The 22,462-nt window shown below is 67.8% G+C and carries 23 protein-coding genes and 3 tRNA genes; 17 read left to right on the top strand and 9 right to left on the bottom strand.

The genetic code is table 11. The features are described from left to right. Positions 1-241: 241 nt before the first annotated feature. Positions 242-1,201 (bottom strand): ACP S-malonyltransferase, encoded by a 960-nt coding sequence (gene fabD / locus QE452_RS08460; RefSeq protein WP_309658685.1) that lies wholly within the window; start codon positions 1,199-1,201, stop codon positions 242-244. A gap of 196 nt (positions 1,202-1,397) precedes the next feature. Between fabD and rpsF the strand changes: the two genes are divergently transcribed. Genes rpsF through rplI form a run of 3 tightly spaced genes read left to right on the top strand, consistent with a single transcriptional unit; the run spans position 1,398 to position 2,623 of the window. Beyond that, positions 1,398-1,799 carry a 30S ribosomal protein S6 gene (rpsF, locus tag QE452_RS08465; protein ID WP_125995404.1) on the top strand — a complete coding sequence of 134 codons (402 nt, stop codon included), beginning with the start codon at positions 1,398-1,400 and terminating at the stop codon, positions 1,797-1,799. Then, positions 1,799-2,023: a 30S ribosomal protein S18 gene (gene rpsR, locus QE452_RS08470; RefSeq protein WP_007403456.1), complete on the top strand. Its 225-nt coding sequence runs from the start codon at positions 1,799-1,801 to the stop codon at positions 2,021-2,023. The genes rpsF and rpsR overlap by 1 nt, the downstream gene beginning before the upstream one ends. Positions 2,024-2,035: 12 nt before the next feature. Continuing rightward, the gene (rplI, locus tag QE452_RS08475) at positions 2,036-2,623 is read left to right on the top strand and encodes a 50S ribosomal protein L9 (RefSeq protein ID WP_125995303.1); all 588 of its coding nucleotides are present in this window, start codon (positions 2,036-2,038) and stop codon (positions 2,621-2,623) included. Positions 2,624-3,132: 509 nt separating this feature from the next. Here rplI and mutL read toward each other — a convergent pair. After that, a complete protein-coding gene (mutL, locus tag QE452_RS08480) occupies positions 3,133-4,911 on the bottom strand; it encodes a DNA mismatch repair endonuclease MutL (RefSeq protein WP_309658684.1) in 1,779 nt (592 codons plus the stop codon). Between the two features lie 141 nt (positions 4,912-5,052). Between mutL and QE452_RS08485 the strand changes: the two genes are divergently transcribed. From QE452_RS08485 to QE452_RS08545, 13 genes are all read left to right on the top strand, one after another. Continuing rightward, a complete protein-coding gene (locus QE452_RS08485) occupies positions 5,053-6,096 on the top strand; it encodes a rod shape-determining protein (protein WP_125995299.1) in 1,044 nt (347 codons plus the stop codon). Between the two features lie 35 nt (positions 6,097-6,131). After that, the gene (mreC, locus tag QE452_RS08490; protein ID WP_309658683.1) at positions 6,132-7,019 is read left to right on the top strand and encodes a rod shape-determining protein MreC; all 888 of its coding nucleotides are present in this window, start codon (positions 6,132-6,134) and stop codon (positions 7,017-7,019) included. 39 nt (positions 7,020-7,058) lie between these two features. After that, positions 7,059-7,571 carry a rod shape-determining protein MreD gene (gene mreD, locus QE452_RS08495; RefSeq protein ID WP_309658682.1) on the top strand — a complete coding sequence of 171 codons (513 nt, stop codon included), beginning with the start codon at positions 7,059-7,061 and terminating at the stop codon, positions 7,569-7,571. A gap of 10 nt (positions 7,572-7,581) precedes the next feature. Then, a complete protein-coding gene (mrdA, locus tag QE452_RS08500; RefSeq protein ID WP_309658681.1) occupies positions 7,582-9,672 on the top strand; it encodes a penicillin-binding protein 2 in 2,091 nt (696 codons plus the stop codon). After that, the gene (gene rodA, locus QE452_RS08505) at positions 9,669-10,778 is read left to right on the top strand and encodes a rod shape-determining protein RodA (protein ID WP_309658680.1); all 1,110 of its coding nucleotides are present in this window, start codon (positions 9,669-9,671) and stop codon (positions 10,776-10,778) included. The genes mrdA and rodA overlap by 4 nt, the downstream gene beginning before the upstream one ends. Before the next feature lie 92 nt (positions 10,779-10,870). Further along, positions 10,871-10,946: transfer RNA gene (locus QE452_RS08510), tRNA-Lys, on the top strand. A gap of 49 nt (positions 10,947-10,995) precedes the next feature. After that, positions 10,996-11,071: transfer RNA gene (locus QE452_RS08515), tRNA-Lys, on the top strand. A 63-nt stretch (positions 11,072-11,134) separates the two neighbouring features. Then, entirely contained in the window at positions 11,135-11,386 is a 252-nt protein-coding gene (locus QE452_RS08520; RefSeq protein WP_309658679.1) for a hypothetical protein, read from the top strand. 104 nt (positions 11,387-11,490) lie between these two features. Further along, positions 11,491-11,892: a hypothetical protein gene (locus tag QE452_RS08525; RefSeq protein WP_309658678.1), complete on the top strand. Its 402-nt coding sequence runs from the start codon at positions 11,491-11,493 to the stop codon at positions 11,890-11,892. 165 nt (positions 11,893-12,057) lie between these two features. Continuing rightward, positions 12,058-13,545, top strand: coding sequence for a DUF4173 domain-containing protein (locus QE452_RS08530; protein ID WP_309658677.1), 1,488 nt, complete (start codon positions 12,058-12,060; stop codon positions 13,543-13,545). A 32-nt stretch (positions 13,546-13,577) separates the two neighbouring features. Next, a complete protein-coding gene (locus tag QE452_RS08535) occupies positions 13,578-14,282 on the top strand; it encodes a response regulator transcription factor (RefSeq protein WP_309658676.1) in 705 nt (234 codons plus the stop codon). Further along, positions 14,279-15,832, top strand: coding sequence for a HAMP domain-containing sensor histidine kinase (locus QE452_RS08540; protein WP_309658675.1), 1,554 nt, complete (start codon positions 14,279-14,281; stop codon positions 15,830-15,832). Before QE452_RS08535 ends, QE452_RS08540 begins: the two co-directional genes overlap by 4 nt. After that, positions 15,825-16,235 (top strand): DUF2809 domain-containing protein, encoded by a 411-nt coding sequence (locus tag QE452_RS08545; RefSeq protein WP_309658674.1) that lies wholly within the window; start codon positions 15,825-15,827, stop codon positions 16,233-16,235. The genes QE452_RS08540 and QE452_RS08545 overlap by 8 nt, the downstream gene beginning before the upstream one ends. 87 nt (positions 16,236-16,322) lie before the next feature. Here QE452_RS08545 and QE452_RS08550 read toward each other — a convergent pair whose 3' ends face one another. The 7 genes from QE452_RS08550 to QE452_RS08580 form a co-directional block, all read right to left on the bottom strand. Further along, entirely contained in the window at positions 16,323-16,496 is a 174-nt protein-coding gene (locus tag QE452_RS08550; RefSeq protein WP_309658673.1) for a hypothetical protein, read from the bottom strand. Between the two features lie 32 nt (positions 16,497-16,528). Then, on the bottom strand, positions 16,529-17,164 hold the full coding sequence (locus QE452_RS08555) for a hypothetical protein (RefSeq protein WP_309658672.1): 636 nt from the start codon (positions 17,162-17,164) through the stop codon (positions 16,529-16,531). Between the two features lie 29 nt (positions 17,165-17,193). Beyond that, the gene (locus QE452_RS08560; protein WP_309658671.1) at positions 17,194-18,480 is read right to left on the bottom strand and encodes a hypothetical protein; all 1,287 of its coding nucleotides are present in this window, start codon (positions 18,478-18,480) and stop codon (positions 17,194-17,196) included. Continuing rightward, positions 18,477-19,742 carry a hypothetical protein gene (locus tag QE452_RS08565; protein ID WP_309658670.1) on the bottom strand — a complete coding sequence of 422 codons (1,266 nt, stop codon included), beginning with the start codon at positions 19,740-19,742 and terminating at the stop codon, positions 18,477-18,479. The genes QE452_RS08560 and QE452_RS08565 overlap by 4 nt, the downstream gene beginning before the upstream one ends. 31 nt (positions 19,743-19,773) lie before the next feature. Beyond that, entirely contained in the window at positions 19,774-20,766 is a 993-nt protein-coding gene (locus tag QE452_RS08570) for an OmpA family protein (RefSeq protein WP_309658669.1), read from the bottom strand. 476 nt (positions 20,767-21,242) lie between these two features. Beyond that, positions 21,243-21,533 (bottom strand): hypothetical protein, encoded by a 291-nt coding sequence (locus QE452_RS08575; RefSeq protein ID WP_309729870.1) that lies wholly within the window; start codon positions 21,531-21,533, stop codon positions 21,243-21,245. A gap of 222 nt (positions 21,534-21,755) precedes the next feature. Further along, positions 21,756-21,832: transfer RNA gene (locus tag QE452_RS08580), tRNA-Arg, on the bottom strand. A gap of 83 nt (positions 21,833-21,915) precedes the next feature. Between QE452_RS08580 and QE452_RS08585 the strand changes: the two genes are divergently transcribed. Continuing rightward, positions 21,916-22,431 (top strand): hypothetical protein, encoded by a 516-nt coding sequence (locus QE452_RS08585; protein ID WP_309658667.1) that lies wholly within the window; start codon positions 21,916-21,918, stop codon positions 22,429-22,431. Positions 22,432-22,462 lie beyond the last annotated feature (31 nt).

A 22,462-nucleotide genomic window follows, 5' to 3' on the forward strand; every position in this document is an offset into this window, starting at 1 on the left:
CAAGGGTCATCGACGACATGTCGCACGCCTTCCTTCAAGGTCTCGGCCCGAAATTGATGAGCAGCCCGACAGGCTGCTCGATGCGTCGAAAATAGGCCAGACGCTGCTCGCCATACACGGGCAACGGCTTCTCGATGGACGCCTGCTCCCCGGTCCCGGCTGCCGGTGGACAGGCGAGGAAAGATCCGGAACGTCACCATGGACGGCGCCGCTATCCTTCATCTTCCCTCCGCGCGCAGCATCACAGCGTCTTAAGCAGCCCCTCGATATCGTCCATCGTCACCACGCTGACCGCATTCGCGTCCGGTGCGATGCGCTTGACCATGGGGGCCAGCACCTTGCCGCCGAATTCGACGAACTCGGTCACGCCCGCCTCGACCATCGCCAGCACCGATTCGCGCCAGCGGACCATGCCGGTCACCTGCTCGACCAAGGCGACGCGGATCTGGCCCGGATCGCCGATCGCGGCGGCGTCGACATTGGCGAAGACCGGCACCAGCGGCGCGGCGATGCGCGCATCGGCCAGCGCGGCGTCCATCGCATCGGCGGCGGGCTGCATCAGCGGGCAGTGGAACGGGGCCGAGACGGGCAGCAGCACGCCCCGCTTCGCGCCCAGTTCCTTGGCCAGCGCCACCGCGCGCTCGATCGCGGGGCGGTGGCCGGAGATCACGACCTGCGAAGGATCGTTGTCGTTGGCGACGGTGCAGACATAGGTCGGCCCGCCCTCCGCCAGGATCGAATCGACCGCGGCGCCGGCGATGGTGCGCGCCTTGTCCAGGTCCGCGCCGAGCAGCGCCGCCATCGCCCCCTCGCCGACCGGCACCGCCGCCTGCATCGCCTGCCCGCGCCGCTTCAGCAGCCGGGACGTGGTGGCGAGGTCGAACGCCTCGGCCGCGCACAGGGCGCTATATTCGCCCAGCGAATGCCCCGCGACATAGGCCGCCTTGTCGGCCAGGCGGATATTGCCCTCCTTCTGGAGGACGCGCAGCGTGGCCATGGCATTGGCCATGATCGCGGGCTGGGCGTTCTCGGTCAGCATCAGTTCGTCCGCCGGCCCCTCGGCCATCAGGCGGAAGAGATGCTGACCCAGCGCCTCGTCCACCTCGCCGAACACCTCGCGCGCGGCGGGGCTGGCATCGCGGAGTGCCTGGCCCATGCCGACCGACTGGCTGCCCTGACCGGGAAAGATGAACGCGCGCATCGTAACCTCTTATGCTGATCGCAAGGCGCGGGGGGTTAGGCGAGCCGGACCCTCTCGACAAGCGCCTGCGTTTCGGCCATAGGCCCGGATGCTTCAGGCGGAAGGCGCGGCCTTGCTGCCCGAATACGCATTGGAAGACAGCCGGAGGGGCGTCCGCATGGGGCGGCGTCAACGATCGGCCAACGAAGGAAGTGACATGGCTCTGTACGAGCACGTGTTCCTTGCGCGCCAGGACCTGGCACAGGCGCAAGTGGACGCGCTGGCGGAAACCGCCACCAAGATCATCGAGGACAATCAGGGCAAGGTCACCAAGACCGAGACCTGGGGCCTGCGCAGCTTGGCATATCGCATCGCCAAGAACCGCAAGGCGCATTACGTGATGCTCGAGATCGACGCCCCCGGCCATGTCGTGGCCGAGCTGGAGCGCCAGACCCAGATCAACGAGGACATCATCCGCTACATGACCGTCAAGGTCGACGAGGCGGAGCAGGGTCCGTCGGTGATGATGCGCAAGCAGGAGCGCGACCGTGAGCGCCGCGCCGAGCGTGGTGATCGTGGCGATCGCCCCCGTCGTGACCGTGAAGAGGAGGCCGCATAATGGCTCGCCCGTTTTTCCGTCGCCGCAAGAGCTGCCCCTTCTCCGCGAAGGACGCGCCGCGGATCGACTATAAGGACGTCCGTCTGCTCCAGGGCTTCGTGTCCGAGCGTGGCAAGATCGTTCCGTCGCGCATCACCTCGGTGAGCGCCAAGAAGCAGCGCGAACTCGCCCAGGCGATCAAGCGCGCGCGTCATCTGGGCCTCCTGCCCTACGTCGTGAAGTAAGGAGTCCGCCACATGGACGTTATTCTGCTGGAACGCGTCGAGAAGCTCGGCGCCATCGGCGACGTGGTCAAGGTCAAGGACGGCTTCGCCCGTAACTTCCTGCTGCCGCGCAAGAAGGCGCTGCGCGCCAACGAAGCCAACCGCAAGGTCTTCGAGGCCAACCGCGCCCGCATCGAATCCGACAACGCCGCCCGTCGCGGCGAGGCCGAGAAGGATGCCGGCTCGTTCAAGGACGCGCAGATCACGCTGATCCGCCAGGCCTCGAACACCGGTCAGCTCTACGGCTCGGTCGCGGTGCGCGATCTGGTCGAGTCGCTGAACGCGGACGGCCACAAGGTCACCAAGAGCCAGGTCGTGCTCGACAAGCCGATCAAGGCGATCGGCCTGTACGAAGTGCGCGTCGCGCTGCACCCCGAGGTGTCGGTGGCCGTCAAGGTCAACGTCGCCCGCTCGCCCGAAGAGGCCGAGATGCAGGCGCAGGGTGTCGACGTCATGTCGTCGATGTTCGAGCGTGACGAGGCCGGCTTCACCGAGGATTACGATCCGAACGCCGAGCCGGGCGCGACCGCCGAGGTCCAGTCGGAGCAGGCCGAGGGCTGATCCCCTCCGCGCCGCTTCGGCCAGGAAAAAGGCCGCCCGGAGCATATCCGGGCGGCCTTTTTCGTATCCGGGAAGCGTTGCCCGATCAGGGGCAGGATACGCAGGCGCTGATGACCGCCGCCAGCGGAATCAGGGCAAGAACCAGGGGCATGATCATCTTCATGGCAATGTCCGTGCGATATCAGAAACTTGGACCCGTGAACGCGCCGATCGCAGCAAAGGTTGCCCGTTGCTGAACGCGGCCGCGCCGCCGTCCCGCTTCCAAAACGGCCATGCGGCCGCCACGGGTGAAGCACGATGACATCGGGTTGACCTAAGCCGTCATTGCGAGCGTAGCGAAGCAATCCAGGGCGTCACGCTAGCGGCTGTAAATTGCTTCGCTGCGCTCGCAATGACGTGTCCGGGTCAAGGTCATGTCATCCGGCTCCAGGCGCGGCAGCGCCATGACCAACAGGCGACGATCCCTTTGATGCCGATCGCCTTCGTCTAAGTCTGTCGCCTGCGCGCCCTCACTTCCGCCCGAACAGCTTCTCTACATCGGCCATCTGCAGCTTCACCCAGGTCGGTCGGCCATGGTTGCACTGGCCGCTATGCGGGGTCGCCTCCATCTCGCGGAGCAGCGCGTTCATCTCCGCCACCGACAGCAGCCGCCCCGCGCGGACCGATCCATGGCAGGCCATGGTCGCCGCGACATGATCGAGCCGCTCGCGCAGCGACAGCGCCTCGTCATAGGCGGCGAGTTCGTCGGCCAGGTCGGCGATCAGTCCCGCCGGGTCGGACTGGCCGAGCAGGGCGGGCGTCGCCCGCACCAGCATCGCGCGCGCGCCGAACCGTTCCAGTTCCAGCCCCAGTTCGGCCAGCTCGTCGATCCGCGCCTCCAGCCGGTCGCAGGCCGGCTCCTCCAGCTCGACCACCTCGGGCAGCAGCAGCGCCTGGGACGCGACGCGGCCGCCCGCCAGCGCGGCGCGCATCCGCTCCAGCACCAGCCGTTCATGCGCGGCATGCTGGTCGACCAGCACCAGCCCGTCCTCCGCTTCCGCCACGACATAGGTCTTGGCGATCTGTCCGCGCGCGACGCCGAGCGGATGCGACGCCGTCTGGGGTGGCGGCGACCAGGCGGGCTCGGCCCGCGCCTGGGGCGGCGCGTCGAAATAGGTCGGGCGATCGCGCACACCTGTCGGGGCGAGCGGCAGCGTCGCCGGGCCGGGCGCGAAGAAGCTGCCATGATCCGCGGCCATGGGCGATGCGACGGGCTCGGGCCGCCACAGCCCCAGCGCCGCCTCGGTAGGCCGCTGGACGCTGCGATGTCCCGCTTCGTCCAGCGCGCGGCGCAGGCCGGACACGATCAGGCCGCGCACCAGCGCCGGGTCGCGGAACCGGACCTCGGTCTTGGCCGGGTGGACGTTCACATCGACCTGATCGGTCGGCAGGTCGAGGAACAGGGCGACGACGGCATGGCGGTCGCGCGGCATCATCTCCGCATAGGCGCCGCGGATCGCGCCGATCAGCAGCCGGTCGCGCACCGGCCGGCCGTTGACGAACAGATATTGATGGTCCGCCACGCCCCGGTGGAAGGTCGGCAGGCCGGCGACGCCGCCCAGCACCAGATCCTCGCGCACCCAGTCGATCGTCACCGCATTGTCGGCGAGCTGCCGGTCGGTCAGCGCGGCGACGCGGGTCGGGCGATCCTCGGCCGGGGCCACCGTCAGCACGCGGCGGCCGTCATGCTCGACCGAGAAGCCGACCTCCGGCCGCGCCATCGCCAGCCGCCGGACCACGTCCAGGCAGGCGGCATATTCGGCGCGCGAGGAGCGCAGGAACTTGCGCCGGGCCGGCACGCGAGCGAACAGTTGCTCGACCAGCACGCGGGTGCCGGGCGGCAGCGCCGCCGGCCCCTCCTCCGCCAGTTCGCCATTGTCGACCACGCGCCGCCAGCCGTCCGCGCCGACCGGCCGGCTCTCCAGCGTCAGCCGCGCGACGCTGGCGATGGAAGGCAGCGCCTCGCCCCGGAAGCCCAGCGTCTCGACCGCCTCGATCCGCTCGTCGGGCAACTTGGAGGTGCAGTGCCGCTCCAGCGCCAGCGCCATGCCGTCGGGGGCCATGCCGCAACCGTCGTCGACCACCTCGATACGCGACAGACCGCCCTCGCCCAGCCGGACGGCGATACGATTCGCCCCTGCGTCGAGCGCGTTCTCGACAAGCTCCTTCAACGCGCTGGCGGGTCTTTCGACCACTTCACCGGCGGCGATACGATTGACCAGATGCGAGGGGAGACGGCGTATTGACACGCGCAAGGCTGTAGCCCAAGCGACGGCATCCCGCGACCCCGCACGACGTGACGAACCTGCACCTTCTGGGTAAGGCGCGACGGGCGGCGCGGGATGGTTCGCCCCCCGACCGACTCCGTGTTTCACCTGGAACCCTGACCGATGCACCTGCCCCGCCTCTTCAAGTTCATGTCGCACGATATGGCGATCGACCTCGGCACCGCGAACACGCTGGTCTATGTCCGTGGCCGCGGCATCGTGCTGAACGAACCGTCGGTGGTGGCGGTCGAGACGCTGAACGGCGTCAAGAAGGTGAAGGCGGTCGGCGACGACGCCAAGCTGATGATGGGCAAGACCCCCGGCACGATCGAGGCGATCCGCCCGCTTCGCGACGGCGTGATCGCCGACATCGACGTGGCCGAGGAGATGATCAAGCACTTCATCCGCAAGGTGCATGGCGGCCGTCGCGGTCCGCTGCGCTGGCCCGAGATCGTGATCTGCGTGCCGTCGGGCTCGACCAAGGTGGAGCGCCGCGCGATCCGCGACGCCGCCTCCAATGCGGGCGCCAGCCAGGTCTTCCTGATCGAGGAGCCGATGGCCGCCGCGATCGGTGCGGGGATGCCGGTGACCGAGCCGATCGGGTCGATGGTCGTCGATATCGGCGGCGGCACGACCGAGGTCGCGGTGCTGTCCTTGCGCGGCCTGGCCTATACCACGTCGGTCCGCGTCGGCGGCGACAAGATGGACGAGGCGATCGTCAGCTACGTCCGCCGCAACCACAATCTGCTGATCGGCGAAGCCACGGCCGAGCGGATCAAGCAGGAGGTCGGCTGCGCCAAGCCGCCGGTCGACGGCATCGGCACGATCATCCACATCAAGGGCCGCGACCTGGTCAACGGCGTGCCCAAGGAAATCCAGATCAACCAGGGCCAGATCGCCGAGGCCTTGTCCGAACCGGTCGCGACGATCGTCGAGGGCGTGCGCGTCGCGCTGGAGAATACCGCGCCCGAACTGGCGGCGGACATCGTCGACCAGGGCATCGTGCTGACCGGCGGCGGCGCGCTGCTCCAGGGGCTGGACGAGGTGCTGCGCGACGAGACCGGCCTGCCCGTGACGGTCGCGGAGGATCCGCTGACCTGCGTCGCGCTCGGCACCGGCCGCGCGCTGGAAGACCCGATGTTCCGCGGCGTGTTGCAGAACAGCTGATCCGACTGACCGACCTGCCTGGGGAGTAGCGGCGCATGGTGGCGCCCGTTCGCGATCGCCGCACTGGTTTTTCACGGCGTCGCCAATATGGCCAGTTTCTGGGCTACGTCCTCGCCGTGGCCGGGCTGGTCGTGGGCGCGGTATTGCTGGTCGTCAGCCAGTTCAACCCGCCGCTGTTCGCCGGCCTGCGCATGGGGGTGGCGACCGTCACCGTCCCCGCCTCCTCGGCGATGATGTCCCTCCGCGACGCGGTGGCCATCGTGCCCGATGCGATCAACGGCTGGGTCTTCGCCCATGCCGAGAATGAGCGGATGAAGGCCGAACTCGCGGTCAGCCGCCCCTTGCTGATGCGCGCGCGCACCATCGCCTATGACAATCGTCGGCTGCGCCGCCTGCTGGACCTGCGCGACCGCGACGAACAGGTGGTGACCGCCGCGCGGCTGGTCAGCTCCACCGCCTCCAGCGGTCGCCGCTTCGCGCTGCTCGATGCCGGCCGCCTGTCGGGCGTGCAGCCGGGCATGCCGGTGCGCGGCCCCGATGGACTGGTCGGCCGGGTGGTCGAGACCGGCCCGAACGCGGCGCGCGTCCTGCTCCTGTCCGATGCGGCCAGCATCGTGCCGGTGCGGCGCACCCGCGACGGGATGCCGGCGCTGGCGGTCGGGCGTGGCGACGGCGCGCTCGACATCCGTTCGGTCGACACCACCAATGTCCGCTTCGGCGCGGGCGAGCTGTTCGTCACCTCCGGCACCGGCGGACTCTATGTTCCCGGCATCCCGGTCGCCCGCGTCGCCCGGGCAGGGATGGACACGGTGCTGGCGCACCCGCTCGCCCAGCCCGACCGGCTCGATTTCGCGATCGTCAGCCGCGTCTTCGTGCCGTTGCCGCCCGCGCGCCCCGCGCAGGCGGTCACGCCGCAGCCATAAGGCCCTGTTCATGCGCCCGCGTCCATGGAGCCGCCCGCGATGAGCCAGGCGGATGCCAATCCTTTCGAACCCAAGCTGACGCCCGGCCGCGCACGGATGATCCCGTGGCTGACCGTCGTCGGCGGATCGGCCTGTACCGCGCTGCCGCTGATCGCGACGGTGCCGATCCTGCCGCCCCTGGGCCTGGTGATGCTGCTGGCGTGGCGGCTGCTCGCCCGCTTCGCGCTGCGGCCCTGGGCGGCGGCGCCGCTGGGGTTGTTCGACGATCTGGTCAGTGGCCAGCCGCTCGGCTCGGCGGTGCTGATCTGGTCGGTGATCTTCCTGGCGATCGACCTGATCGAAAGCCGGCTGGTGTTTCGCGATTTCTGGCAGGACTGGCTGATCGCGGCCGGCGCGACCCTGTTCGCGATCATCATGGGGCGGGTGCTGGCGCTGCCGATCGGGGCGCGGGTCGATGGCGCGATGCTGGCGCAGGCGGCGGCGACGATCCTGCTCTTCCCGATCGCGACGCGCTTCGTCGCCTGGATCGATCGCAAGCGCGGCATGGTATAGGGGACGCGGCATGAAGCGTACCGGCCGCATCGTCACCGAGGCTACCCAGGCCTATAGCTTCTCGCGCCGCGCCTGGCTGCTCGGCGGCGCGCAGGCGGGCGTCGGCCTGCTGCTCGCCGGGCGCATGGCCTGGCTGTCGGTGGCGCAGAACGCCAAGTACAATCTCCTGTCGGAGTCGAACCGCGTCAACGCGACCCTGGTCCCGCCCCGGCGCGGCTGGATCATCGATCGCCACGGCCTGCCGGTCGCCAACAATCGCACCGATTTCCGCGTCGACATCCTGCCCGACCGCCTGCCCAAGCCGGAGCGGGAGCGGGTGCTGGCGCTGCTCACCAAACTCCTGCAGCTGACGCCCGAGGACCTGGAGCGCATCCGCATCGACCTGGACCGCGCCGCCGGGTTCCAGCCGGTGCAGATCGCCGAGAAACTGGACTGGGACCGGTTCGCCGCCGTCAGCGTCCGCCTGCCCGAACTGCCCGGCGTGCAGCCGACGCGCGGCTTCGCCCGCCACTATCCGGCGGGCGCGGCGGTGGCGCATCTGACCGGCTATGTCGGCGCACCCACAGCCGAGCAATATCGCGCCACCCATGACGCACTGCTCGTCACCCCCGGCTTCAAGCTGGGCAAGGACGGGCTGGAGAAGACGCTGGAGCCGATGCTGCGCGGCAAGCCGGGCGCGCGCCGGGCGGAGGTGACCGCACGCGGCAAGCTGGTCGCCGAGCTCGCCACCCGGCCCGACGTGCCCGGCCGCAACGCCCGGCTGACGATCGATGTCGGCTTGCAGGAATTTGCCGCCCGCCGGCTGGGCACCAATAGCGGCTCGGCGGTGGTGATCGACTGCCGCACCGGCGAGATGCTGTGCATGGTGTCGATGCCGGCCTATGACCCCAACAGCTTCTCCGACGGCATCAGCCATCTGGAATGGGAGATGCTGTCGAAGAACGACCACGTCCCCTTGATGAACAAGGTGACGCAGGGCCTCTATCCGCCCGGCTCCACGGTCAAGCCGATGCACGCGCTGGCGCTGATGGAAAATGGGGTGAGCCCCGATGAGCGCGTCTTCTGCTCGGGCGCGCTGCGCGTCGGCACGGGCGTGTTCCACTGCCACAAGCGCGGCGGCCATGGCCCGCTCGACATGCGCAATGCGGTGGCGCAGTCGTGCGACATCTATTTCTACGAGATGATCCGGCGGCTGGGATATGACAAGGTCGCGCCGATCGCCCGCGAATTGGGGCTGGGGCAGAAGTTCGACCTGCCCTTTACCACCCAGCGCTACGGCACCGTGCCGGATTCGGCGTGGAAGCTGGGCAAGTATAAGCGACCCTGGACGGTGGCGGACTCGCTCAACGCCTCGATCGGCCAGGGCTATGTGCTGACCAACCCGCTGCAACTGGCGGTGATGGTCGCGCGCATGGCGTCGGGCCGGGCGCTGGTGCCGAGCATCCTGGCCGACCAGGTCCACCGCGACGCCCCCGCCCTGCCCTTCCAGTCCGAGAACCTCCAGGTCGCGCGCGAGGCGATGTGGAAGGTGGTGAATGGCGGCGGCACCGGCGGCGCGGCGCGGCTGCTGGTGCCCGGCCTGTCGCTGGCGGGCAAGACCGGCACCGCGCAGGTCCGCCGCATCACCATGGCCGAGCGGCGGGTCGGCGTGCTGAAGAACGCGCAGCTCCCCTTCAAGCTGCGCGACCACGCCTTGCTGGTCTGCTTCGCCCCGGCCGAGAATCCGCGCTATGCCTGCGCCGTGGTGCTGGAGCATAACGGCCATACCGTCCGCACGCTCGACACCCCCTATATCGGTCGCGACATCCTGACCTATCTGCTCGACCGCGACCGCGCGCTTGCCACATTGGCGGAATTGGAGCCGACATGGGGCGGCGATATCGCCACGCGCATGGCCGCCGACGAAGCCGCCTATCGCGCCGCGCACAGCCCGCCACCGGCGGCGGCGGCGACCAAGACCGACGCGGTCGTCCCCTCCGACGCACCGGCGGTGGAGGAGGCCACCGCCCTCGCCAACCGGACCCAGGCCGCCTTGTCCCCCGACACGCCCGGCCCGAGCGTCGCCGAGGAGGGCACCACCGAACGGAGTACCGACGAATGAGCGCGCGCCGGCTACCCGAACCGCTGTCCCATATCCCCTGGCGCGTCCTGTCGCTGATCGTCGCCATCGGCCTGTTCGGCCAGGTCGTCCTCTATTCGGCGGCGGGCGGGTCGCTGCGGCCCTGGGCCTGGTCGCAGGGCATCCGCTTCTTCGTGCTGCTCGCCGGGGCCATCGCGCTGTCGCGCGTGCCCGAGCGGCTGTGGAAGGCGGCGGCGCTGCCGACCTATGGCGTCATCCTGCTCGCGCTGATCGCGGTGGAGGCGCTGGGCGAGGTCAGCGGCGGCAGCCGGCGCTGGCTCGACCTAGGGTTCATCCGGCTCCAGCCCTCCGAGTTCATGAAGCCGGCAATCGTGCTGGCCTGCGCCCGCTTCTACGATATCCTGCCGCCTTCGGAGATCCGCCGCTTCGGCGCGATCTGGCCGGCGGCGCTGCTGATCGGCCTGCCCGCCGCCTTCGTGATGCTGCAACCCGATCTCGGCACCGGCCTCATGATCTGCATGGGCGGGGTGACGGTGATGTTCCTGTCGGGCATTCCGGCCCGGCTGTTCGTCGGCGGTGCGCTGGGCATGATGGTGGCGGTGCCGCTGGCCTTCACCTTCCTGCTCCACGATTACCAGCGCAACCGCATCCTGATCTTCCTCAATCCCGAAAGCGACCCGCTCGGCACCGGCTATCATATCAGCCAGTCGAAGATCGCGATCGGGTCGGGCGGCATCTGGGGCAAGGGCTTCCTGCAAGGCACGCAAAGCCATCTCGACTATCTGCCGGAGGGGCATACCGACTTCGTCTTCGCGACGATGGCGGAGGAATGGGGGCTGGTCGGCGGCTGCCTGCTGATCCTCGCCTTCCTGCTGGTGATCCGCTGGGGGATCGAGGTCGGCCAGCGGGCCGAGGGCCGCTTCGCCCGGCTGACCGCGGCGGGGCTGGCGACGACGATCTTCTTCTATGTCGCGATCAACCTGATGATGGTGATGGGCCTGGCGCCGGTGGTCGGCATCCCCCTGCCCCTGGTCAGCTTCGGCAGCTCGGCGCAGATGACGGTCCTTCTGTGCCTCGGCATCCTGATGTCGATCGATCGCCAGACGCGCAAGAAAAGCGGGTTCTGACCGAAAAAGGGGCTTGCGCTTCGCGGCGCGGATGGTAACAGCGCCACTCCCGACGCGGGGGCGCACCAACGCCCGATCAGCCGCCACGGAATGGACGCATAGCTCAGTTGGTAGAGCAGCTGACTCTTAATCAGCGGGTCCTTGGTTCGAGCCCAAGTGCGTCCACCATCCCTGCCCTTTCCAGGGTATGCTGCCGGCGAGATCATCGCCATGGTACGGACGCATAGCTCAGTTGGTAGAGCAGCTGACTCTTAATCAGCGGGTCCTTGGTTCGAGCCCAAGTGCGTCCACCACCATCCCAAAAAAACATCTTTGTTCTGCAAAACCTTCGCCGATTGGTCGGTATGGACCGCGGTGTGGGGCCACGCGTCTGGCTCCACGTTTCGATACGCGAAACGGCCCCCCTGCTGGGCAACCGGCGCGCGGTGGCGGCGCTGGCAATGATCGACCGGCATGCTTATGGCGCCGCGACGATGACGCCGGACGTGCCGCTCGGCACGCTGACCAGTCGGCGGGTGCGTGGGCGACAGGTGCCGAGACGCAGGTCGCCGCTGCGGTGGCGACGGACCCGGTGCTGGCTGCAACGGCAGATCGCCATCGCCGGCTGAGGACGCAATCCGCCGACCCTTTCGATCCGATCGCACGGGACGACGAGGCCCCGTCCGCATCCCCGCCCCTGTCCGCGACCAACCACTCGCTCGCCGATACATGGGTGAAGCGCGCACCGCCGACGGGTCCGCGCCAGCCCTTCCGCTGGACGATGCCGCGCGCGGTTGCGGCCGGCCTGATCGCCACCGCGCTCGACCGGCAATTGTCGGGCGAACCGGGCGGCATACGCATCGCCCTGTCGTTCCGGGACAGGCAGAGTGATTTCTGCCACGGCTTCTCGGCCCGGCACGTGGCCGGCATGGCCTGTCGCGACAATGATGGCTGGCAGCTTCGCTACGGCGCGCCCGGCACGGCGCGGCATCCCGATCAACGCTCGGCCGGCGACAATGCGGAAGCGATGCGTTTCGTCAGGACCATAACCGCCGGGGATGTGCTGGACCGCGCGGGCGAGGAGGTCGCACAGGCGAAGCATTGGACGAACGAGAGCAAGATGACATCGATATGACCCGATCGGTCGTTGCGAGCCGAGCGAAGCGATGACGATCCGGTCCGACCGCCTTGGACGGATGCACGCGATCTGCACATCATCTCCACCGAACACCCCCTGATGCCAGCCAAAGGCCGCATGACCGCCGCCTAGACGACAGGCTCCCGACCGAAGGAGCATGGCGTGCCGTTCAGTTTCCTCATCAAGATAGGCGTCGCGATCGCGCTCGTCACCGCCTTTGACTGGATGTTCCCCGGGGGTCCGGCGGGGTCCGTGACCGGCCTGTTCGCCGGCCTGTGGTTGATCGGACTAGTCGCCGCACGGACCGACGTGCGGCGCGACCGTCGCGCCTGGATCGCGATGGCCGCGGCCATGCTGTTCCTCCTTTCCCTGGTCGACGATCCCGGCGCGCTGGGCTGGACGCTGTTCTGGTGCACGCTCTCGCTTGCCGCGCTGATGCCGCGCACCATAGGTTTCGACGACGCCTGGCATTGGGCGGCACGGCTCGGGCTCCATGCCGCGAGCAGCGGCGTCCAGCCGCTCGCCGATCTCCGCCAGAGCCTGCGTCGGACCGGCGGCGAGCGGCGCGGCGTACGCGCCACGCTGGCGATACTGGCCTTGCCGCTGCTCGGCGGCGGCCTGTTCCTGGCCCTGTTCGCGGCGGCCAACCCGGTGATCGCCCATGCCCTCGCGGCGGTGCATGTGCCGTCACTCTGGCAGATCGTCACCTGGATCATCGTCGGTTTCGGCCTCTGGCCCAGCCTGCGCCCGCATCCCGCCGTGCTGCGCATCGCCGGGCGCCTGCCCGATCCGGAACCCGTCCTGCCCGGCACCTCGCTGCCGTCGGTGCTGATCGCGCTGGCGATCTTCAACGCGCTGTTCGCGGTCCAGAACCTGATCGACATCGCGGTGCTGTGGGGCGGCGGCCCCCTGCCCGCCGGCCTGACCCAAGCGGAATATGTCCATCGCGGCGCCTATCCGCTGATCGTCACCGCCTTGCTCGCCGGCGTGATGGCACTGGCGATGCTGCGGCCGGGCAGCGCCAGCGAGCATCATCCCTGGGCGCGGCGCATGGTGCTGCTGTGGGTCGCGCAGACGATGATCCTGGTGGCGTCGAGCGTCTGGCGGACGATCGACTATATCGAGGCGTCGATGCTCACCGGCTGGCGGATCGCGGCGCTGGCCTGGATGGCACTGGTCGCGCTGGGGCTGGCGACGATCGGCTGGCGCATCCTGAAGGGCCGCAGCGCAACCTGGCTGGTCAACCGGAACGCGGCGGCGGCGCTGGTGGTGCTGACACCCTGCGCCTTTCTCGATCTCGGCGCGGTCGCGGCGGCATGGAACGTCCGGCACCAGGCCCCGGCAGATATCGACCTCTGCTACCTGTCGCAGGTCGGCGACGGCGCCCTGCTGCCCCTGATCGAACTGGAACGCCGGCCGATGGACGCGACCACCCGCGACCGGGTGCGCCATGTGCGGGACCGGATCACCGATGACCTCGCGGCCCGACAGGCGGGCTGGACCAGCTGGACGCCCCGGGGCGCCCGTCGTCTGGCGCAGGCGCGCGCGCAACTCGGGACCCGTCCGGCCGGCGCCCGGCCTATTCCCAAGGACAGCTGGCGCGACTGCGACGGCAGCATCATCGACCTGTCCGCCCCGCCACGGCCTTGACCGGAGACCGGATGATGATGATCCCCTGCCCCATGCCCCGCACCATCCTGATCGCCGACGACGATCCCCATATCCGTCAGTTGCTGGTCTTCGCGCTTGCCAAGGCCGGGCTCGACACGATCGAGGCGAGCGACGGCGAGGCGGCGCTGACGGCGGCGACCACCGCCGCGCCTGACCTGATCGTGCTCGACATCAACATGCCGCGCATGGACGGGATCGAGGTCTGCCGCCGCCTGCGCGCGACCAGCGACGTGCCGATCCTGTTCCTGTCGAGCCGCGACGACGAACTCGATCGCGTGCTCGGCATCGAACTGGGCGCGGACGATTATGTCACCAAACCCTTTTCCCCGCGCGAGGTGGTGGCGCGGGTGATGGCGATCCTACGCCGGGTCGCGGCCCGCCCGCCCGCCGTGGCGGACGCGACCGCCGGCCCGTTGCGCTGCGGACGACTGTCGCTCGACACCGATGGCTGGCAGGCGGATTGGGCGGGACAGGTGGTCGCGCTGACCGTCACCGAGTTCGGCATATTGCGCACGCTGGCGACGATGCCGTCCAAGGTGTTCAGCCGCGACGCGATCATCGACCGGCTGCACGGGCCGGGCTTCGCGATCACGGACCGCACGATCGACAGCCATGTCCGCAACCTGCGCGCAAAGTTCGCACGGGTCGGCGCGGAGGACGTGATCGAGACCCGCGCCGGCATCGGCTACCGCCTCGGCGCCTGCGGGGCGGAATGATCGAGCCGTTCAAGCGCGTCGTCCGCCGGCACTGGCCCCGGCTGCGGCTGCGCACGATCCTGCTCCTGACCTTCACCTTCGTCGCAGCGTTGCCGGGGTTCGGCGCATTGTTCCTGCGCGTCTACGAAAATGCGCTGGTGCGCCAGACCGAGGCGGAACTGGTCGCGCAGGCCACCGCCCTGTCGGCGACAGCCGCGCTGGCCTGGGGCAGCGGCGGGACCATCGCCGTACCGCGCGCGCGGGTACCCTCCATCGATCTGCGGCTGACGCCGATCCTGCCCGCCCGCCCCGCTCCCGTCGCCCCGCCCCGCCAGCCGGACCCGGCCACCCGCAGGTGGAGCCAGACGCTGACACCCGTCCTGCGCGTGACGGCGGCCGCGACGGGGGCCGATATGCTACTGCTCGATCGACGCGGCCTGCTGCTCACCGGACCGCAGGCGGGTCGGGCGATCGGTAACCTGCCGGAGGTACGCGCCGCCCTGCACGGACAGCCGGCCATCGTCCTGCGTCGCAATGCCGGCTACCAGCAGCCCGGCATCCTCGAATGGCTGAGCCGCGCCGCCGATCTGCGCATCGACCTCGCCACCCCGGTCATCGCGGATGGGCGCGTCGTGGGCGCACTGCTGCTCTCCCGCCCGCCGCGCGCCCTGCTCGCTGGGCTGCAAGCCGACCGGGGCAAGATCGCGCTGGGCGTGGTGCTGATCTTCGGGACGCTGGTGGTGCTCAGCGGCCTGCTGTCGCGCGGGATCGTCCGGCCGGTCGAGGCGCTGGGCACCGCCACGCGCGCGGTCGCCAGCGGTGGCGGCGCGGTGCCCGATGCGCCGACCACGGCGGCGATCGAGATCCAGGCGCTTTATCGCGACTTTGGCAGCATGGCCGCCGCGATCGAGCGTCGCTCGCGCTACCTGCGCGATTTCGCCCATGCCGTCAGCCACGAGTTCAAGACGCCGCTCGCCGGCATCCGCGGCGCGGTCGAGCTGTTGCAGGACCATCCCGACATGGCTTCGGCCGACCGCGACCGCTTCCTCGCCAACATCGCCGCCGATGGCGCGCGACTGACGCAGCTGGTCAGCCGACTGCTCGACCTGGCGCGTGCCGACATGGAGGCCAGCGCCGATGGCGTGACGACCGATCCGCGCGACGCCGTGCGACGGGTCGCGGATGCGCAGGCTGGGATCGGCATCACCCTGGACATGCCCACCGTCTTGCAGCGGGTCGCGGTCCCGCAAGGCGCGGTCGAGGCCGTGCTGTCGAGCCTGATCGAGAACAGCCGCCAGGCGGGCGCGACGGGCGTGCGGATCACGGGCGAGGATCGCGCCGACACGGTGATCCTGACGGTCAGCGACAACGGTCCCGGCATCCCGCCGGGCGACCGGGATCGCGTGTTCGAACCCTTCTTCACCAGCCGCCGGACCCAGGGCGGCACCGGCCTGGGACTGCCGATCGCCCGATCCCTGCTGGAGGCGCAGGGCGGCACGATCGCGCTGGATCGCGACACCGCCCCGGGCGCGACCTTCCGGATCGGCTTGCCGGCGTCCCGCCATGACTAGGCCCAGCTCGCCGCGCCCGTCATGGCTGTCCGCCGCCCTGATCCTGGGCACGCTGGCCGCCGGTCTTGCCATCCGGACGCTGCCGCTCGGCCTGCCGTCCGCGATCGTGAAGCATGGCGGTTCGATCCTGTGGGCGATGATGATCTATTGGATCGTCTCCGCCGCCCGCCCCCGCTGGCCGCGGGATCGCGCCGGCCTCGCCGCGATCGTCGTGACGACCGCCATCGAGCTGTCGCAACGCTATCACCGCCCCGCGCTCGACGCCTTTCGGGAAACCCGCATGGGCGCGCTGCTGCTCGGCCGGGTGTTTGCGATAGGAGATGTGCTGACCTATGCGGTCGCCATCGGCCTGGCCGTGGCAGTCGATCGGTATCTTGCCGCTATGTCCCGATCCGGAGAATGATGTGCGACGGAACGGGAAAGTGGCGCGTGCGATGTGAAGATGTCGGGGGCTCAAACCATTCGGAATTACGGCTCAGCCAAGGCGCGGCTAATCGACCATCATTCCAATCTCCCGTGCTGATAGCAACGAGGGGATTGGTCGAGCGAAAACAACGGGAAAAGCAAGATTGAAGAGCGCAAGCGTCACATCACGACCGAAACGGTCGGCAACCTGCTCGGCGCGCCATTCCGTCCTTGGTCGACGGCAGGCGAAGATTGCCATCTTCTTCACCTGCCGTCGCCGAAGAGACTATATTAAGCCGCCTTATTCTTATCCTGTTCATTCTCCGCCATGGTCACGCCATATGGCTCATAGTCGCCTTCCGGCGTCCGACAGAAGGTCTGAGAGGGCAGGCTGGCACGACTGCCGTTCGCCCCGCCGATCGAGGAACTAACGGGACGACAGTCCTGCTTGCCTGCAGGCAGCACAGGCGACGCCATCTGAACGCCGTCCAGGCTCATGTAGCGAACCGGCCGCAACCGTGCGCTGTCGATCGACTCCGTTGCACCGCCTCTGCCTTCGAACGTGGTCATGCTGCCGTCGTCGGCGGCGAATGTCGTCGTGTAAGCAACGTTCTGATACTGCGCAGATGCCATTTGCGCCGCGATGATCCGGTCCGCACGCTTGGCATTGGCCATGATGACTGCGCATGCTCCGGCTCCCACGGCGGCACCGATCCCGGCCCCGGCAAGGGTCCCCCCCTTGCCGGTTGCCCGTCCGATCAGGGCACCCAGCAGCGCACCGCCGAGAACGGTCTTGACGCACTTGCCTCGCGCCTTTTCAACTTCGGTCTTCTCGTACTTGATCTTCTCCGCCCAAGCCACGCCCATGCCGAGCTGGCCGAAGGGAAGCGACACGACGAGAAGCCCTGCGACAAAACGATGCTTCATTCCTATTCCCCCTGCGTTGAATGCTGTCCTCACCGGGCCTTGCCGGTGATCGCGATACCCTTGCGGCTCTGGTCGGCGCCGACATAGACCCCCTCGTCCGACGCCTGCCCCGTAAGACGGTCACCGACGATCTTGAGCGCGAAGCTCCGCATGCCGCCGAAGGGCAGGTCGTTACGGAATTCCGGCTCCCCACCCGGAGCATCGCTCCAAACCTGTGCAAAGCCGCCCTTGTCGGATTGGATCGTGCAGTCGTCGCCTGAGCATATGATGCTACCGGTCATCGGCACGGCAAATGCCGGTGTACCAAGGAGCGTCAGCCAGGAAGCCGTCAGCTTTCCCTTCCCGTCCTCGCCAATACGGATGTCCGCCAGTTCGGGACCCGACGGATATGCGACCTGTCCGGCGAAGCGCCACAGCCGGACCGGCGATGCAGCGACGTTGGCGACCTTGTCGGGAGCGTAGGACAGCAGTCGCGCACCTTGGGCAAGCCAATAGGCCTCGAAGAAATTCCTGCCCTCGATGCTCTTCCCAGAGGGAAGCACGACATGGACGTCAGCCTGTGCCAATTCGGCTCCCGCCTTCCGCCCCGCCTCGATCCCGGCTTTCCTGACAGTGGACGCGTCACCCTCGGGGAGGTCGAGCCCGCTGAGGTCCGAGAACAGCACGATGCGCTGCACACGACCGTCGTCGTCGAACAATCCCTTGGATGCACGGACGCCCGCCAGGAACGGCGAGGCCTCCACAGGCCCGGACTGGGCGCGCGCCGCATCCGCAGCTTGCGATGCGGCCGCCACCATGCCACCGATCAACTGCGTGCGGAATGTCGACGCCTGGTCCTCCAACCCACGTGCGACTCCCGAGGTGAACATCCCGCTGACGCCACCTTCCTTCTGTTGGGCGGCGGCGAGTTCCTGTGCGGACATGCCGGGAATGCATCCGACAAAGGCCGCCTGTGCCGCAGAGCCATCCGCCGGGACGACGGCGATGACGATCTGCTCGCGTGCGGCGCTGGTCGCAGCCGGCAGCGCGACCGCAGGATCGGCTATGGACAGCACGAGGTCGCGGAAGGCCTTGTTGCGCTCCGCAAATTCAAGGCCATCGGCGGACTTGCGCAGCGCCTTGGCGTCGACGAGGATGATCGTACGTCGTAGCGGTGCCTTGACGCCTTGGACCTCGCATGCGGCCTCGGCCCGAATTGTGGAACCACTGCCACTCTTGGCGGGGGTGCCGCCGGTCGGTTCCGATCCGCAGCCGGCAAGAGCCATGGCGACGCAGGACGTGGCGGCCATCGAAGCGATCTGCGCAAGGCGGTTCACAGCTGAACGCTCCGGTACAGGTGGATGGATCGTGCTGCGAAGTCGTTCGGGCTCACCGTTTCGGTGGTACCGCCATTGCGGTCGACCGCTGGACCGGTGAAGCGGAAATCGGGATCCCGCATCGCGATCCGATCCACCAAATGATTTTGATAGGCGCGAAGGAGACCGACGACCTCGGCGTCCTTGCTGGTGATCTGCCCCGCGTCGTGCACGATGGCGACATAATCGGGCTCGGCCCGCATGAGTCCGGCGCGCTTGCCAAGTTCATCGATCCTGCGCTTGGCGCTGCGATCGATGTCCTCCAGCTTGGCAATCAGCTGCTTCTGACGCAGCCCATCTACTTCCTTTTTGAGCCAGAAATACTTCTCAGCCTTTAGCGCATACTCGGGATTTTCATCATGCTGGAGATAGGTAATCGCGGCGCCCACGGCGAAGACGATAAGATTGCCGGCAAGAAGGCCGGCGGTCTGAGCCATCACATTTGGCGGGGTCATGCCGAGGACCAGCGCCGCCTCGATCTGTGCGAGAACTGTGGAATATCTGGCATAGCCGACCGCAATCAGCGAGATGACCAGCAGGGCAAGGGCGATCGCTACCATCCGGATGCCCTTTGCACGCTGTTCGGCGTCGTCGGGGCGCATGTAGAAATGATAGGCCTTGAGGAAGACGCCCGTCATGTAGGATGCCACCGCGACCGCCAACGCGACGACCAGCGACAGGCCAGCCGCCACTGCGGGAACACCGGACAGCTTCAAAAAGCTGCCGTAGTTCATGAAGAACTCGGGAATCATGATGATCGCCGGCACGCCATAAACGACGAACTTCGACGGAATCTGGGCGTCACGCCCACCGAGCAAGGTTCGCAGCGCGAGATATTCGTTCTCCGCCGTCTCGAGCCGATCGAGCTTGGTCTGGTGGCGTTCGTGGAAGGTTGCCGTCTCCTGCGCCTTGCGCACCGCCCGCTCCCGACCGATCGCGTCGCGCTCGAAATCCTCCACGAAGCCCTCGACTCCGCCAGAGAGGCGGATACGCTTGGCAGCACCCTGCACCGCGTTGAGCGCGTTCGCGCGTAGCCTCCCGACATGGGTCGACAACCAAGCGTTCATCTCGGGTGTGAGATTGGCGCTCATGGCACCTGCTTGCCCATCGCCCGTCAGGCTGATGTTGCGACCGCTGCTTTCCCGCTCCACACGTTGGAACAGATCGTCCGCCAGCCTGCCGCTGGAAGACAAGTCCAAGTCCAAATAGGTCTTTATCGGCACATTTCCCCCTTTTGTCGTTCAACGTCGTAGTTCAAAGGTCCACCCGTACGGGCGTGGCCTTTCGAAGCACGGGATCAATCCTTATCCTTCTGGAAGCGATCGGGGTCACACTGACGGCACCGTCAGCGGCCGGTCGCACGTCGGCCCGCCGAGACTGGGAAGGCGTCACGCCTCCACGCGCCATCTCCGGACCGATGCGTCTTGGCGACGGTCGCCGCGTATCGATGCGAACCGGCGGACGGCGCACGATCTCGACGGCCTCATAGTCGCGACGAAGATCCAGCCTGGCCTTACAGCGTTGCGCCTCCAGGCTGTCTCGAGCTTGGCAGAGCTCGGAAAGCTGCTGGTCTGCCATCCAGACACCAACAGCTTCAGGCTTCGCCGCGAAGAGGAATTCGATGCGCCTGTTGCGATCCAGCGCCGCCTGATCATCGCCCGGATCCAGCGGCATGTCCTCGCCGAAGCCGATACGCCATATGGAACTGTAGGCGATCCCCGCATTGAAGATCGCCTCCGCCAATACGTTGGCGCGGTCGATGGACAGGGCCTGATTATATCGTCCTTCACCCCGCCTGTCGGCATGGCCCGCAACGAAGAGTGCGACGTCGGGTGGTTCGCGACGCAGGCTTTCAGCCACGATCGCGACGAGCGGATCGGCCTCATGCCTCAGTTCGCTCCTCGCCGTGTCGAAGAACACATGATCGGGAAATACGACGCGCAGGACCGGCACGTCGACGCCAAAGCCAGGAGGAAGCCTGCTTGCCGGCACGACACCTTCGAAGAACACTGGCCTCCTGTTCGGCGGAAGGTCCGCCGACAGACGGACGAGCCGCTTGATCCGGTCACAATGCTCCATCCTGACGAATGCCTGCCACGACTGCAGGCCAGTCTGCTGAGAAGCATCCTTCAGATCACGGCAGTCGACCGGTACCGATCGCACTTCGTGCATTGCCTGCGCATCGACCCTGATCGGCTGTAGAACGCCTATGATCGCTGCTGCATTGATCAAAATAGGCACCGACATAGTGATGCCCCTCGATGCGAATCGCACGCATATGTTACAAAAATCCACAAGCCCCCCGTGTGTTTACACGATGCTTTACCGATCCGGGATTGTCCAGCACTACGATGCAACGCCTCGCCATGATACATTGCGTTGACAGTCAATGGCCGACCATGTGAACTGGCCGCCATTTCGACCGACGCGCCCTCCTGCTGCGCCATGTAGGTTTTCAAGAACGTCTTCTTATAGGCATCGGCTGACACGTGATCATTCATGATTGCGCCGCAGGAAATCATCCCGCGACACTCTCATCATCCTTACCTTCACCTTCACTGACGAAGCAGGGTCGACGCAAAGACGGAGACCCTCGATATATACGAACAGCACCTGCCGGACGTCGGCATGGGTTTCCGAGCGGCAGTGATGGGCGCGTTTGACCTTCAGGGTGCGGAAGAAGCCCTCGATCGGGGCGTTGTCGTTACGATTGCCGGCTCAGCTCATCGAGGGCACGGCGCGGATCGCCACAGGTCATCGACATAGGCGCCGGCGACATGCGGCAATTCGGTCCGCATCGGGTCGCACATCGACAAACCGACAATCTTGCGCATAGCCAGGTCAAGCACGGCCGCGAGACACACCCAGCCTTGACTGGTCGCGATATACATGATGTCGGCGAGCCGAATCCGGTCCAGTTCGCGTCGCCGCGGCCCGAAGGAAGGATCACGCCATGCGTTCCGGGAGCGCCGGATAAAGTCGACGACGAGGGCGTGGACCCAGCCGCGCTCCATCCCGATGCCGAAAACAACGTCATCCCGCCGAAGACGCATCAAGGCGCGAAGCGCACAGGCCTGTAGAGGACGTGCTGGAAGCGGCGTAGATTGCCGCAAGCATGGCGCTTGGATGACGATTTTAGCGCTTGCAGATCACTCTTCCGAGTGCACCCCGCATGGACCAAACCAGATGGCGAATCTTCAGATGTGATTCGCGTCACCAATAAGCCACTGAAATAGTGGCGCGCCCGGAACGATTCGAACGTCCGACCCTCAGATTCGTAGTCTGATGCTCTATCCAGCTGAGCTACGGGCGCGCATTGGAGTTGCGCTCTTAGCAGGGTTCGTCGGGCGCGCAAGGGCGTTGCGTCAAAAAATCGGGGCTTTCTACGGCTGGGGGATGAACCCGCTCGCTCGCGCCGCCCTGCCCGCCCTCCTGCTGCCGCTGGGCCTGGCCGCCTGTGCGGGCGAGCGGGACAATGGCTATCCCTCGCTCGCCAAGCGGCCGGTGGAGGCGCGCGGCTTCGATGAGCCGGCCGCGCCGCCCCCCGCGCCGGTGCGCCCCGATCCCGCGCTCGACCGCATGATCGCCACGCAGACCGCGCAGTTGCAGACGGTGCGCGCCGGCTTCGACCGCGACGCCGCCCGCGCCGAGCGCGCCGCCGCCGCCGCGCGCGGGTCGGCGGTGGGCAGCGACGCCTGGCTGGAGGCGCAAACCGCGCTGGCGCAGCTCGACGACTGGCGCGCGCAGGCCACCGCCATCGCCAGCGACGCGGAGGGGCGCGGCGCCGATCGGGCCGCGACGCTCGCCCCGGACTATCCGGCCCTCACCGCCCTGCAACGCGACGCGGCGGCGGAGGCGGCGCGGCAGGACGCGCTGATTCGGCGCCTGTCGGGCTCACTGCCCGCCGCCTGACCCGGCGGGCGCGGCGCGACGCGCACTATAT

The sequence above is a fragment of the Sphingomonas sp. SORGH_AS_0438 genome, from assembly GCF_031453475.1.
Lineage (GTDB): Bacteria > Pseudomonadota > Alphaproteobacteria > Sphingomonadales > Sphingomonadaceae > Sphingomonas.